The organism is Planctomyces sp. SH-PL14 (genome assembly GCF_001610835.1).
Taxonomy (GTDB): Bacteria; Planctomycetota; Planctomycetia; order Planctomycetales; family Planctomycetaceae; genus Planctomyces_A.
The window spans coordinates 6,713,483-6,727,885 of record NZ_CP011270.1 but is presented as its reverse complement, the minus strand read 5'-3'; the positions used below and the strand labels follow the sequence as shown (position 1 = coordinate 6,727,885).

Here is a 14,403-nt window from a genome sequence, read left to right as displayed (position 1 = left end):
TGCAAGGGGGCCTGTGTTGTTTTCTTGGCCCCCTTGCCCGCCGGAGGCCTGGCCTTCGAGAGATGTCTGAAGGAGCACGTGTCCAAGCGCGGCCACCGTTCCGAATGCCCCTTCACCAACCCGCGGGGATTGCAAAGCGAGCGGGGTAGATTGAGGGAGTCCTCATGGCTGGCTCAACAAAGCGGGCGTCCGTTGTGTTCCACGGTTCCTCATGGAAGCGCCTCCGGCGGCAAGGGGTTTCCCCCTTGACCCCAGCTGCCGTAGCACGTTGGGTTTGAGCTATGGGAGCCGTGCCGGCAAGGCCGCGGCTCGATCAGCCATTCCGCCCGGCCACCTTCACGAAACACCATCGGGGCTGTCCCGCAGCGACGCTCCGTTCTACCATGCGGCCCACCCTCCCCTCTCTGCTGCGCTGCAGGATGTCCGGCTCTCGAACGTCACCCGCTGATCCGCAATACCGCAACTGGACCTGGCGCGTGCTCCAGTTCCTGATGCAGAATTTCTTCACGTTCTGGCTCGGATATCGGGTACGCGGACTGGAGCGGCTCCCCCCTGGCGGAGCGCTGTTCCTCATCAATCACCAGAGCTTTCTCGATCCGCTGTTCGCCGCCGCCGGACTGCATCGTCCGGTCAGCTACCTGGCCCGGGACAACCTGTTCCGCGTCCCGGTGATCGGCTCAATCCTCCGCGCCACCTACGTCATGCCGATCCGGCGGGAAGCAGCCGGGACTGAGAGCATGCGGCTCTCGATCGAGCGTTGCCGGCAGGGCTACTACGTCGGGCTGTTTCCCGAAGGGACGCGGACCCGCGACGGTTCCATCGGCGTGTTCAAACCGGGCTTCCTGGCAATCGCCCGGCGGGCGGGCGTGCCGGTCATTCCGATCGGAATCTCCGGGGCTTTTGAATCGTACCCGCGGAACGTCCTGTTCCCCCGGCCCGGCCGAATTCGCGTGGTGTACGGCGAGCCGATCAGCGTCGAGACGATCGACAGCTTTAGCCGCGAACGCCAGGACGACCTTGTCGCCCTGATCCGGGACCGGATCGTGGCCTGCCACGCGGAAGCGGAGGCGTGGCGACTCGGGCACGAGCTTGAGCGGGAGGCGTCATCTTCACCCGCGGCCGCCCCCGCGGAAGTCCCGTCACGCGTCGCTCTGCCGACGCCGGCCGTCAACGGCAACGGCAACGGGCATCACGGCCCGGTGTCCAACGACACTCCGACGGCCGCTCACTGAGAAAAACCGGTCCCCGAGCGAGGACCGGCGTTGCACACTCCCTCGCGGATCTAGCTGACAACCTTCTGGAACCGCGCGACGGCCTCTTCAATGTTCGCCCGGCTGTTGAACGCGCTCAGACGGAAGTAGCCTTCGCCGCACGCACCGAAGCCGCTTCCCGGCGTCCCAACCAGGTGGGCCTTCGAGAGGAGTTCATCGAAGAACTCCCAGCTCTTCATTCCCTTGGGGGTCTTGAGCCAGATGTACGGGGCGTTGACCCCGCCGTAGACGCTGATCCCGACCTTCTCCAGCCCCTCGCGGAGGAGCTTGGCGTTCGTCAGGTAGAACTGGATCAGTTCCTTCGTCTGCGCCTGCCCTTCCGGGGTGTAGACCGCGGCCGCCCCCTTCTGGATCGGGTAGGAGACGCCGTTGAACTTCGTCGTGTGGCGGCGGTTCCAGAGCGGATGAATCTCCTTCTTCTCGCCGCTGGCGGTCGTCCCCTTGAGCTGCTTCGGCACGACCGTGAACGCACACCGCGTCCCGGTGAAGCCCGCGTTCTTGCTGAAGCTCCGGAACTCGATCGCCACGTCCTTGGCCCCTTCGATCTCATAGATCGAGTGCGGGAGCGACGGATCGGTGATGAACGCCTCGTAGGCGGCATCGAAGAGGATGATCGCGTCGTTCGCCTTGGCGTAGGCGACCCACTGCTGGAGCGTCTCCTTCGTCGCGACGGTCCCGGTCGGGTTGTTGGGATAGCAGAGATAAATCAGGTCGACCTTTTCCTTCGGGAGGGTCGGCGTGAAGTCGTTCTCTGCCGTCGCCGGGAGGTAGACCAGTCCACCGTAGCGGCCGCTGTCGTCCGCGGCGCCGGTCCGGCCGCTCATGACGTTCGTGTCGACGTACACCGGGTAGACCGGGTCGAGGACCGCGACTTTGTTCTTCTCGCCGAAGATGTCGAGGATGTTCCCCGTGTCGCACTTCGAGCCGTCGGAGACGAAGATCTCGTCCGCGGCGATGTCGCAGCCACGGGCCTGGAAGTCGTGCTTAGCGATCGCTTCCCGGAGGAAGTCGTACCCCTGCTCCGGGCCGTACCCCTTGAAGGTGTTTCGATCGGCCATCTCGTCGACCGCCTTGTGCATCGCCTGGATGACGGCGGGGGGGAGCGGTTCGGTGACGTCGCCGATGCCGAGGCGGATGATCTTGGCAGCAGGATTGGCTTCGGCGAAGGCCTTCACCCGGCGGGCGATCTCGGGGAAGAGATATCCGGCCTTGAGCTTGAGGTAGTTTTCGTTGATCTGCGCCATGGAACGGTCGAGCTTTCGGGGACAGAACGGCAGTCGAATGCGGCCCCGTTTTAGGGGGCGGGCGAGGTGAACGCAACGATTCCTAATAACGTCATTTGGCGGGGTCCAGGGGGTACCCCTGGTGGGGAGTGCAGAGGGGCCTGCGTTATTTTTATGGCCCTTTGCCCGCCGGAGGCCCTCTCGTCGGAAATCACGGGAAGGAGTGCGTGTCCAGACGCGGACAACGTGTCGTATGCCCCCTCATCAACCCGCGGGGATTGCATCGCCAGGGGTGAATTTTGAGGGAGTCCTCAACGCTGGTCCCACAAAGGGGATATCCGTTACTTACCACGGTTCCTGATGGAAGTGCCTCCGGCGGAAAGGGGGCGTGGCCCCCTTGACCCTAGACGACCGTGGCACGTTGGGTTTGAGCTAGCATAGTCGTGCCGGCAAGGACGTGGTTCGAGCCTGCTCTCGACCGGGGCAATCCATCGACAACATTTGATGGACCACCGACGACTTGCCAGACTGGGCCACGCATCACGCGCCGCCGCTGCCAAGTCCTTCCCGACGCGAACGAGCGTCTCCCGCCTGATCGACAACGATGCTGAACATTCATCAGACAGCCGTTCCCCCCTACCGGGTTCGGTCGCTCCTCTTCCTCCTGCTCGCCATTGCCTGCGGAGCACCACGGCAGGTCCGAGCGGAGTCTCCTATCGTCGCCGAAAACCAGCAGACCGGGTCGACCGACTGGCAGTTGACCCGCGTCCGCGTCGATGGCGGCAAGTTCCGTTCGCCGTGGATCGAGGGCTATTGCCGGCAACAGAGTGTCAAGGCGGGCGAGACCGTCGAGATCTGCGTCTCGACCAATCCTCCCCTCCCCTACACCCTCGAGGTGTTCCGGACCGGCTACTACGGCGGACGGGGGGCACGGCTGATGACGAAGGTCGGACCGCTCGAAGGGAAGACTCAGCCAACACCCAAGCCGGGCGAGAAGAACCTCCATGAGTGCCGGTGGGACGTTTCACACAAGTTGACCATCCCGAAAGACTGGCTCAGCGGTGTGTACCTCGGCCGGTTGACGACCGTTCCGCAGGCCGAGAACGAGCCGTACTGGCAGAGCTACGTTATCTTCATCGTGACCGACGACCGGCCGGCCGACATCCTCTTCCAGTGCTCCGACAACACCTGGCAAGCCTACAACCGCTGGCCGGACAACTACTCGGTCTACACCCACCCCAAGGGGAACCAGGGCCCGTGGGCCGACGTCAGCTTCGACCGCCCGTACGGCCGCGAGGCACAGTTCGACGGCGTCGTGAACGATCCGCTGACGGTGGGAGCCGGGGAATACCTCCCGCTCGAATTCCCGATGGCCTATTGGCTCGAACAGCATGGCTATGACGTCACCTATTGCACGAACAGCGACCTGCTGACGCCGGACCGCGGACTCAAGTGCAAGACGTTCGTGAGCGTGGGGCATGACGAATACTGGGACATCCGTCAGTTCCGCAGCGTCGAAAAGATGCGGGACGAGGGGGTGAGCCTGATGTTCCTCTCCGGGAACTCGATCTGCTGGGTCACGCCGTACCGCGACAGTGCCGATGGCCGGCCGCACCGGATCATGTTCCGCGGCGGCCCCTACGGAGCGGACAACGATTACGCCGTCGGGCGGGAGAAGGACAACGGCCCCTTCCCCGAGCGCGGTCCCGACGAGGGGCTCCTGATGGGGGCCCGGAACATTGAGCCGGTCAACGGCGGCGGCGACTGGATCTGCACGAAGCCCGAGCACTGGATCTTCGAAGGGACCGGGATGAAGAAGGGGGACCGGATCCCCGGCCTCATCGGCTGGGAGTACCACGGGCAGCCGGCGGACATCCCTGGACTGGAAGTTGTCGGCGGCGGAACGGCGTGGGTCGGCGGCGTGCAGCCGCAGCAGTGGACCGCCACGGTCTATACCGGGCCGAAGGGGAACGTGGTGTTCAACGCCTCAACGATCTTCTGGGTCCAGGGGCTCTCGACTCCGCCGGGCCACGTGTTGCCGTGGTCGCACTGGAGTCGGCCGCACGGGCCGGATGAGCGTGTGCAGAAGATTACGGCCAACGTGCTGAAGCGGGCTTTGGCGAAATGATTTGTCGGGAATGGTGCGGGTGTGTTCACCGAGTGGTGGTCAGTGAGGCGACGTGTCATACGTCACCGGCTCAGATCACGTCCCTTGCCGGCACGACGATGCCCGCTCAAACCCAACGTGCCACGGCAGCCTGGGGTCAAGGGGGTCTCACCCCCTTGCCGCCGGAGGCGCTCCGGTGAGGAACCGTGGTAAGTCACGGGTGTCCCTTTGTGGAACCGGCGATGAGGACTCCCCTACCCCACGCCGCTGGCTTTGCTATCCCCGCGGGTTGGTGAGGGGGCATCCGACATGGTGTCCGCGTTTGGACACTCACGCCTTCAGACATCTCTCGACGGCCAGGCCTCCGGCGGGCAAGGGGGCGTGGCCCCCTTGCATCCCCCACCAGGGTCCCCCTGGACCCGGCTGGGAGGCGCACGGTTCCCCAACGTCATCCGAGATCGATCGCGCCCGCAGGAATCGTAGGGCCAGTCCCCCGTCCAGCAATTGACACCCCGCCGCCATCCCACATGATTGGCTGCGCCCCCGTTTCCCGCCTCTCCGCAAGGATGCTCCATGCCTGTCGCCGCGAATCTGACCCGCCAGTTCTCGGCGGCAGTCCGATCCAAGGGGGACAGCTACGCCCGCGACGGACTCGTTACGTTCACTTCGGTCAAGCTGCCGCGGATCGGCTGCGAGGTCCAGGGGAGCCTCGATGAGCCTTACAACGTGTTCCTCAAGCTGAGCGGCAAATCCCTGGAAGTCGCCTGCGACTGCCCCCACTACCTCGACGGCTCCCTCTGCAAACACATCTGGGCCTCGATCGTCAAAGCCGAACAACGCGGATACATCCGCACCCAACAGTTCACGAAAGGTGTCGTCGACTTCGACCACGAAGTCATCACGGCAGCCAATCTCGCGGAGTTCATGGGAGACGATCGCTTCGACGAGGAGGATGGCGATGAGGACAGCTTCGGCCAGAGGATCGACTTCGACGATGACGAGCCTGGAGTCAGCGGACCGCAGCCGCGGTATCTCTCCTCGGCCGATTTGAGGTCCACGCCGCCAGCCCGAGCCGACTGGAAGTCGCAGCTCTCTTTCCTGCGCTCCCCCGCCGGCGATCCCGCTTTGCCCCACGAGCGGGAGACGAGTCCGCTGGAATACGTGATCAACATCGGCCGGAGCGTCTCGACGTCCGCCCTCGTCGTCGAGGCCTACAGGCGCCAGACGCACGCGAACGGAACGGTGATGGTCGCGCCAGCCTCGCTGAACGGCGCGGCCGGCCTGAACGGACTGGAGGAAGTCGATCGACGCTTCGTGTCCCGCTTTCGGGCACTCGATCCGTCGCTGGATCGCAATCCCTATCAGCAATCCGGATACAACTTCTACAGCTACAATACTCCCCAGAACACCGCCCAGATCCTCTCCCCGGAGCCGAGCTTCGCGAGAGATCTGTGCGAGACCGGCCGGCTCCACTGGATCCTCAACACCGGCGTCCCGGTCCTGACCGCCCCGCTGCTCCGCTGGGATTCCGGAGCTCAGTACCGGCTGCGGCTCTCGGCCAGCGGTCCGCGAAACAAGACCGCCCGCCAGGAGTGGACCATCCAGGGGCAACTCGTCCGGGCCCGGGGTGACGCCGCTCCGACGACGGGGGACGGCAACAAGGATGAAGCGGCGATTGATCTCAAGACGCCGGTCCTGATCATGGACCGGATCGTCATCTTTGAGGACCGCGTGGCCGAGATCGACATCGGCTCGCAGGCGGGATGGGTCAAACTGCTCCGCCGCGACGGCCAGTTCGCCGTTCCCTTTGCGGACCGGGACAGCTTCCTCGACCTGCTCTGGTCCGGAAAGGAACTCCCGGACCTCGATTTTCCCCCGGAGCTTGTGCTGACCCGCGGGTCCGTGGCGCCCAGGCCGCGGCTGGTCCTCGGCCCCGTCACCGCCTCTCAGAAGGTGACGGCGGCGGTCCGCTTCGACTACGGGGAGGGGAGCGTCTCTCTGACGGACCCCGCCCCCGCGTGCGTCTCCCGGACCGAACAGACGGCCTATGACCGCGAACCGTCGGCGGAACGGGGCCACCTGCGGGACCTGCTGACCCTGGGGATGGAGCTGACACGGCGCTCCGCCGATGACGACCCCCATGTTTCGATGCCCCGCCGCGACGTTGCGGGCCACGTCCTGCATCTGGCCGAAAGCGGATGGACGGTCGTCGCCGACGGACGGGCGATCCGGCGGCCCGGCTCGTTCCAGCTCTCCGTCCGCAGCGGCGTCGACTGGTTCGATCTGGAGGGGACCTTCGACTTCGACGGAGTCACGGCCCGGCTGCCGGCGCTGCTCCGGGCCGTCGAGTCCGGAAGCAAGTACGTTCTGCTGGATGACGGAAGCCAGGGCCTCCTGCCCGAGGAGTGGCTCAAGAAGTACGGTGGGCTCTCCCGGCTGGGAGAGACGTCCGACGGCGCCATCCGATTCCGCTCATCGCAGGCCATGCTCCTCGACGCCCTGCTCTCCGCCCAGCCGGAGGCCGATCTCGACAAAGCGTTCCGCGCCTACCGCAAGCGGCTTCGCGCGTTTGATGGGGTCCGGTCCAAGTCGGCTCCCAAGTCCTTTCAGGGGACGCTTCGCGATTACCAGAAGCAGGGGCTCGGCTGGCTGAGGTTCCTGCGGGAGTTCCGGGTCGGCGGCTGTCTCGCCGACGACATGGGCCTCGGCAAGACGATCCAGGTCCTGGCCCACCTCGAATCGATTCGCGTCTCACGGAAGGAGTCGGAGCCCCGGAAGCCGTCGCTGGCAGTCGTTCCGAAGAGCCTCGTCTTCAACTGGCAGGACGAGGCGGCCCGCTTCACGCCACACCTCAAAGTCGTGGCTTACCACGGCATCGAGCGGCACGAAGGGTTCGAGGCGATGGCGGAGGCGGACCTGATCGTCACGACCTACGGGACACTCCGAAGGGATATCGAAAAGCTCAAAGAGGTCGACTTAGACACGGTGATCCTGGACGAAGCCCAGGCGATCAAGAACGCCAACTCCAACAGCGCCAAGGCGTGTCTCCTGCTGAAGTCGGACCACCGGCTCGCCATGACCGGAACACCCATCGAAAACCATCTCGGCGAGCTGTGGTCGCTGTTCGAGTTCCTCAACCCCGGCATGCTGGGGCGGTCAACGGCGTTCCACGCCCTTTCCCGCTCGACCGACGGCGACCCGACTGCCCTCACGCTCCTGGCACGGGCGATCGGGCCATACATCCTGCGGCGGACCAAGGCCCAGGTGCTGACCGAGCTCCCCGAGAAGACGGAACAGACGCTCTACGTCGATCTCTCCCCCAAGGAGCGGAAGCTCTACAACGAACTCCGGAACCACTACCGGGCCTCGCTCTCCGACACGATTGAGACCGAGGGTCTGGCGAAGTCCAAGATCCACGTTCTCGAAGCCCTGCTCCGACTGCGTCAGGCGGCGTGCCACCCGGGCCTGATCGACGCGGCCCGCGGGAAAGACGGCAGCGCCAAACTGGAGGCCCTGCTGGAGCAGGTCGAGGAGGCGGCCGCGGAGGGGCACAAGATCCTCGTCTTTTCCCAGTTCACGACGCTGCTGGCGCTCGTGGAAAGGGCTCTCAAGACCCGCAAGATCCCGTACGAGTATCTCGACGGAAAGACGGCGAATCGCAAGGCCCGCGTCTCCCGGTTCCAGTCGGAAGAGGAGTGCCGGGTGTTCCTGATCAGCCTGAAGGCCGGCGGACACGGCCTGAACCTGACCGCCGCGGACTACGTCTTCATCCTCGATCCGTGGTGGAACCCGGCGGTCGAGGCCCAGGCGATCGACCGCGCCCACCGGATGGGGCAGACGCGGAGCGTGTTCGCGTATCGAATCATCGCCCGCGACACCGTCGAGGAAAAAGTCCTCGAACTGCAGAAGCAGAAACGTGATCTCGCGGAGGCGATCATCTCGGAGAACGAGAGCCTGATCCGGAAACTGACGGCGGACGATCTGCAAATGCTGCTGAGTTAAGGACTGTCAGCGATCCGCCACGAGCCTGCCCGCAGGCAGGCGCCCGGCGCCGTACCGTTCCTTCGGCAGCTCCTGCCGCTGTGAGGACCTCCGGGCGGACCGCTCCAACTGCCGCTTTTGCCGGTCGCTCCGGCCGGCTCTCTCCCCCGCCTTGACCGGTTCCCCGTGGATGGAGGAGAACGGCACTCCCTTCGTGGAGAACGTCCGCCTCGGGCCCTCCCGGCCAACCCCGTTCCCACCGCACTGTCCGCCGCCTCGCCTCTCACTTCCCTTCACTGTCCCGCCCTTCAGGACCTCTCATGCGACGCCGCTCTCGATACCTGTGGGCCTGCGCCTTGTTCGGCATGAGCTTGACCGGCTGCGCCAAGATCCTCACCCAGCAGGCGATCGACCGCTTTGCCGCCGGCATCCAGGAGAAGGACCTCGACTCGCTCCGCGCGTCCTCCTCGCCCGAGTTCGAACAGCGGGCCCTGCGGCTTTCCGACGCCACGCAGGACCTCAAGGTCCTTAAGATCCCGACCGACAAGGCGAAGATCGTCAAGGTCCAGGACGTCAACAAGGACGAGCGGAAGGTCTACGTCGAAGTCGGCAAGGCGGCCCAGAAGCTCGAATACCGGCTCGTCCGCAGCGAAGAGACGCACCAGTGGGTGGTGGACGACGTCATCCTTCCTCCCAAGTCGACGAGCGCCAAGACCGCTCCGGTCAGCCGCTCCGTGGCGGAGCAGATGGACCTGCTCCTCTCGCTCCGTGAATTCCTCAATGCGTGGGACAAAGGCGAACGGGAACAGATCCTGGGCCTGTGCGGTCCAGACCTCCGGAAGGAGCTGGAAGGGCTCCCCGATCCGTGGCTCAAGCAGCTCTGCTCCCAGGTGGTCGCCGACGCGCCCAAGCACAAGTCGCTCCAGCCGGACGCCCGCGTCGACAAGGACCGCGCGTTCCTGATGCTCGGCAAGCTGGTGGTCGAGTTCCGCCACATCGACGGCCGGTGGCAGCTCCAGGACGCGGCGACCGACGCCAAGGATGAAACAGTCCGCTCCGTCCGCAAGCTGGCCGGCTGCCTCGTCCAGACGCAGACGTTCCTCACCGCGTACGGCAGCCAGATCAAGACGACGCTCGAAGAGGTGACGACTCCGGACTTCCACGGGACCTGTCTCGCCGAGGCGGACCTCGACGCCGTTCCGCTCCCCGTTCAGGCACTCCTGGGGCTCAAGTACGATGCCCGCCAGCAGAAGAACCGGACCGAGATCCTGCTGGACGGCCCGGGCGGGATCTACATGTTCACGCTGGTAACCGGAGACCTGGCCCCGCGCGATTCAACGCCGGCGGGCTCGGAGAACAGCTCTCCCAAGGTGGCCGAAGTCACGATCTTCGAGAAGGGGGGAAGCCAGGTGAAGCGGCTTTCCTCGATGTTCCTCTCGCAACAACTCCTGCACGTCTATGCGGACGCCCTGTCGAACCGGGACAAGATCCGGCTCGAAAAGATGTCGACGGAAGATTTCCGTCGCCGCGTCTGGGGCCGGGCGGACGAGTCGGTGCTCAAGTCGCTGCCGTTCCCCGAGGTCGAGGCGGCCCGCCCGGAAGTGACCGCCACGGTCTTCCAGGGGGACGTCACCGAAGTCACCGTCACCCAGGGCTCGCGGGCCCTGACCTATGTGCTCCACAGCACCAAGTCCGGACTGCTCGTCGACGACGTCCTGATGCCGGTCCTCGACCGCCCGAGTTCGCTCAAGGCCAACGCCGAGCAGCTCATCCCGATCTACCAGTTCGCTCTCGGCGTGCATCACGGAAGCATGAAGGCTCTCCGGCAGTCTTCCGATGACGGGCTCAACAAGATCGTCTGGATCCAGCTCCGGAGCGTTCCGGACTTCAACGACCTGTTCCACAGCGACGTCGTCAAGCGGCTGACCGCACCGGTCGAAGCGATGCGGACCGTCGACGCGTGGTCGGTCGTCCGGATCGGCCGCGGCAGGGAGACCGTCGACGTCAAGCTGGTCAAGGAAGCGGATCGGTACCTCGTACACGATATCACGTTCCACGAGGACACCACGGGAGCGGCGCAGGTCCATCTACTGCGAACGTTCCGCAATGAGATCGCCGCGTCGATGCAGCGGCAGTACCACGCCAATCACGACAAGATTCTCCCGGCGTCCGCCGAGATTCCGGTGATTGAGCCGACGCTGCAGCCTTCGGCCTCGCTGGGGCCGGTCCCGCTTTCTCCGACGCCGCGTCGGGGGGATGCACCGGGTGCTGTGCAGCCGGCTCTTTATGAGAAGTCTCCGTCGGCCCCGGAAGTGACGACGTTTCTGGAAGACGAAGTCGAAGTTCGCGAGTAGCAAACCGCGCTTGCCGGCACGACTCTGTTCGCTCAAACCCAACGTGCGACGGCCGCTGGGGTCAAGGGGGTCTCACCCCCTTGCCGCCGGAGGCACTCCTGTGAGGAACCGTTGGCAGCAACGGGCGTCCGCCTTGTGGGACCGGCGTTGAGGACTCGCTCAATCCACACCGCTTGCTTTGCAATTCCCGCGGGTTAGTTGAGGGGGGCATACGGCACGGTGTCCGCGCTTGGACACACACTCCTTTCGACGATGTCCGACGAGCCAGGCCTCCGGCGGGCAAAGGGGCGTTGCCCCTCTGCACTCCCCACCAGAGTAGCCCCTGGACTCGGTCCTAAGATCCCTACGGTTGCCACTCACTACCACGTCCGCGATGCTTCGCCCGAGCGATGTCCCAACATCCCGCTGGCGAAAATCTGATGCGGCCGATTCTCCTTCTGTCCCTGCTCTGCCTCTCCCCATCCCTCTTCGCGGAGGAGGCCCCGCCCCGATCCCTCGATCCGCGGCTCGCCATCACGCTCTTTGCCGAGAATCCGCAGATCGTCACCCCCACCGGGCTCGATGTCGATGAGCAGGGAACCGTCTGGGCCATCGAAAGCAACACCCACTTCCCCCCCAAAGACTACAAAGGGCACCCCAGCGACCGGCTCCTCGTCTTCCGGGACACCGACGGCGACGGCCGCGCAGAGTCTCCCAAGGTGTTCCTGGACGGCCTCAAGCACACCATGAGCGTGGCGGTCCGGCCCGCCTGGCTCGACCCGATCGTCGTCGAAGCCGGAACGAAGCCCGCCGACCGCCAGGTGTTCGTTGCGACCCGCCGGGAGATCCTGCTGCTTGAGGATGTCGACGGCGACGACCGGTGCGACCGCCAGACGCGGCTCGTCTGGCTCGACACCAAGGGGGACTACCCGCACAACGGCCTGGCGGGATTCGCCTTCGATCCCCTGGGAAAACTCTTCTTCGGCTTCGGCGAAAACCTGGGGGAACCGTACGCCATCCATTTCCGCGGGGCACCGGACCAGCCAATCAAAGGGGGCGGCGAGGGGGGCAACATCTACCGGATGAACCCCGACGGAACGGAGATGACGTTCTGGGCCACCGGCTTCTGGAACCCGCACGCGTCGTGCATCGATGCCTTCGGCCAGCTGTTCACCGTCGACAACGATCCCGACAGCCGCCCCCCCTGCCGCCTGCTGCACGTGATCCGCGGCGGCGACTACGGCTACCGGTTCCGCAACGGCCGCAAGGGGCTGCACCCCTTCACAGCCTGGAACGGCGAGCTCCCGGGAACGCTGCCGATGGTCGCGGGAACGGGCGAAGCCCCCTCCGGCGTCCTGGCGTATGAGAACGACGCGTTTCCCGAGGAATACCTCGGAAATCTGATGGCGACGAGCTGGGGTGACCACCGCATCGACCGGTTCCGGCTGAAGCCCAAGGGGGCCTCGGTCGAGTCGGTCGCGGAGCCGTTCATCGTCGGCGGAGAGACATTTCGGCCTGTCGGGATCGCGCTCGCTCCCGACGGGTCACTGTACTGCACCGACTGGGTGAAGCGCGACTACCAGCTCCACGGCCACGGCCGGATCTGGCGGGTCCACACGAAGGACCGCGCCAAGAAAGCGGCTGTCGCCGCATCGGCACCTGATCCGAAGGCGGTCTTCCCCGTCAGCGCCCGACGCCGCCAGGCCCGGTCGCTCGTCGAAACCGCAGAAGACCGCAAGCAACTCGTGACCCGCATTCTCGACCGCCGGTCGCCTACCCGCCTGCGAATGGAGGCGGTGTGGGCGCTGGCCAGCAGTCCGCAGGCGGCAGCCGATTTCCCCTTCACCCGAACCCCTGAGGCGATGACCGAGATCCGCCAGCATTTCGACGATCCGGTCTACCAGGAAGTGGTCGCTCTGGCGGAAGTGCCGCAGTTCGGGTTCCCGGACGACGCAAAGGTTCGCTTCAACTCCCTGATGAAGGAACTTTCGACCGACGAAAACATGGCCTTGCACCAGATGCGGTCACTCGTCCTGGGGGCGGCACAACTCATCCGCCAGCGGACAGGCGATTGGAAAGACGGTCCCGAGTGCTATCAATTTGGGATGTATGGCGAAGATCCCTTCGTGACGGCCACCGCCATCGACGAGATGATCCGAACGGGGTTTTCCCTGGGCGAAGAGACACCCCTTGGCCCGCACGAGATCATCCACCGCGGCCTTCTTCACCGCCGAAAGTCTCCCCGCGACGCCAAGACGATCCAGGATCTGCTGGCGAACGAGTCCCCGCCGGTCCGACGGTTCGCCGTGCAATGGGCTGCCGAAGAGAAGCTCACCGAACTGCGGCCGGGCGTTGCAAAGATCCTTGAGTCCGATTCGATGACCGCCGACCTGTTCCTCGCGACGCTCGCCGCGCTGGAGATGCTCGACGGCCGGTCGCCTCAGGACTTCGACAAGACTCCTCCCGGAAAGTACGTCCTGCCGCTGCTTCAGAAGCCCGAGACGACGGACGCCGTCCGCACCCAGGCGCTGAAGCTCCTCGGCTCCGAAACCGGCGGCGTTCCGGTCGAGGCGCTGACGAAGTGGGCGGAATCGCAGAACGACGCTCTGGCGGTGGAAGCGGTCCGTTCGCTCGCGACCGTTCCCAATCCCGCGGCGGAAGCGGCTCTGCTGCGGATCGCACAGGAAGAGGCCCGCCCCAAACCGCTGCGGCTCGAAGCGATTCTCGGATTGGCTTCCCGGGCTTTGGCGTCGAGTGCCGTACAGGAAGCGCTGCTCGCCCGCCTCTCCAAGAGCGGCGACGAGGAGGAGCAGGTCGAGATCCTGCGGACGCTCCGCCCCGCGGTTGTTACGCCCGGGATTGCTGCGGCCATCGAAGCGTGGTTCAAGACGATTGCCGCTCCCTCGAAGGCCCTTCGGGATCAGGAGCAGCTCACGCTTTCGCTCGCCGCCAGGGAGAAGCCAACCGAGATTCCGACCGCGGCCGCCTGGCTCAAGACCGCTGGCGCCCCAAAGGATCTTCCCGCGGGCGACGCCGCGCGGGGCCGCCGGGTCTTCTTCCACCCGGAAGGACCAGGATGCGTGAAGTGTCATGTCGTGGACGGACGCGGAGGCGCGGTCGGCCCGAACCTCTCCCGCATCGGCGGGGCGATGACTCTCGAGAAACTGATCGAGTCGATCCTCGATCCGAGCCGCGAGGTCTCCCCGCAGTTCACGTCATGGACGCTCGTCAGCATCGACGGCCAGGTCCTGACGGGGATGATCGTTCACGAGAACGAAGGGACGACGGTCCTGGGGGATTCGACCGGCAAGACGACGACGGTGAAGACGGCCGACGTGGAGGAGCGGGTCCCGCAGAAGACCTCGGTCATGCCCGAAAAGCTGGCGGAGCGGATGACCCGCCGGGAGTTCCTCGATCTGATCGCCTTCCTAGAGTCGCTTCGCTGAACGCGATCACCCGGGAAGAGGCCAGGATGCAGAGAACGGAAG

The 14,403-nt window shown here is 65.4% G+C and carries 6 protein-coding genes; 5 read left to right on the top strand and 1 reads right to left on the bottom strand.

The genetic code is table 11. The features are described 5' to 3' along the window. Window positions 1–419 precede the first annotated feature (419 nt). Window positions 420–1,232 (top strand): lysophospholipid acyltransferase family protein, encoded by an 813-nt coding sequence (locus VT03_RS25770; protein ID WP_082846541.1) that lies wholly within the window; start codon window positions 420–422, stop codon window positions 1,230–1,232. A gap of 50 nt (window positions 1,233–1,282) precedes the next feature. Here the strand turns inward: VT03_RS25770 and VT03_RS25765 are convergent, their stop codons facing one another. Next, window positions 1,283–2,515 carry an LL-diaminopimelate aminotransferase gene (locus VT03_RS25765; RefSeq protein WP_075095659.1) on the bottom strand — a complete coding sequence of 411 codons (1,233 nt, stop codon included), beginning with the start codon at window positions 2,513–2,515 and terminating at the stop codon, window positions 1,283–1,285. 583 nt (window positions 2,516–3,098) lie between these two features. On the opposite strand from VT03_RS25765, the gene VT03_RS25760 reads away from it, so the two are divergent. From VT03_RS25760 to VT03_RS25740, 4 genes are all read left to right on the top strand, one after another. After that, entirely contained in the window at window positions 3,099–4,622 is a 1,524-nt protein-coding gene (locus tag VT03_RS25760) for a N,N-dimethylformamidase beta subunit family domain-containing protein (RefSeq protein WP_075095658.1), read from the top strand. A gap of 552 nt (window positions 4,623–5,174) precedes the next feature. After that, window positions 5,175–8,603, top strand: coding sequence for an SNF2-related protein (locus VT03_RS25755; protein WP_075095657.1), 3,429 nt, complete (start codon window positions 5,175–5,177; stop codon window positions 8,601–8,603). Window positions 8,604–8,902: 299 nt separating this feature from the next. Next, window positions 8,903–10,936, top strand: coding sequence for a hypothetical protein (locus VT03_RS25745; protein WP_156514753.1), 2,034 nt, complete (start codon window positions 8,903–8,905; stop codon window positions 10,934–10,936). Window positions 10,937–11,355: 419 nt separating this feature from the next. Continuing rightward, window positions 11,356–14,361 (top strand): PVC-type heme-binding CxxCH protein, encoded by a 3,006-nt coding sequence (locus VT03_RS25740; protein ID WP_075095654.1) that lies wholly within the window; start codon window positions 11,356–11,358, stop codon window positions 14,359–14,361. Window positions 14,362–14,403 lie beyond the last annotated feature (42 nt).

Coding starts and splice junctions, on each gene's coding strand:
- VT03_RS25770 (WP_082846541.1), top strand. CDS start 420: ATGTCCGGCTCTCGAACGTCACCCGCTGATCCGCAATACCGCAACTGG.
- VT03_RS25765 (WP_075095659.1), bottom strand. CDS start 2,515: ATGGCGCAGATCAACGAAAACTACCTCAAGCTCAAGGCCGGATATCTC.
- VT03_RS25760 (WP_075095658.1), top strand. CDS start 3,099: ATGCTGAACATTCATCAGACAGCCGTTCCCCCCTACCGGGTTCGGTCG.
- VT03_RS25755 (WP_075095657.1), top strand. CDS start 5,175: ATGCCTGTCGCCGCGAATCTGACCCGCCAGTTCTCGGCGGCAGTCCGA.
- VT03_RS25745 (WP_156514753.1), top strand. CDS start 8,903: ATGCGACGCCGCTCTCGATACCTGTGGGCCTGCGCCTTGTTCGGCATG.
- VT03_RS25740 (WP_075095654.1), top strand. CDS start 11,356: ATGCGGCCGATTCTCCTTCTGTCCCTGCTCTGCCTCTCCCCATCCCTC.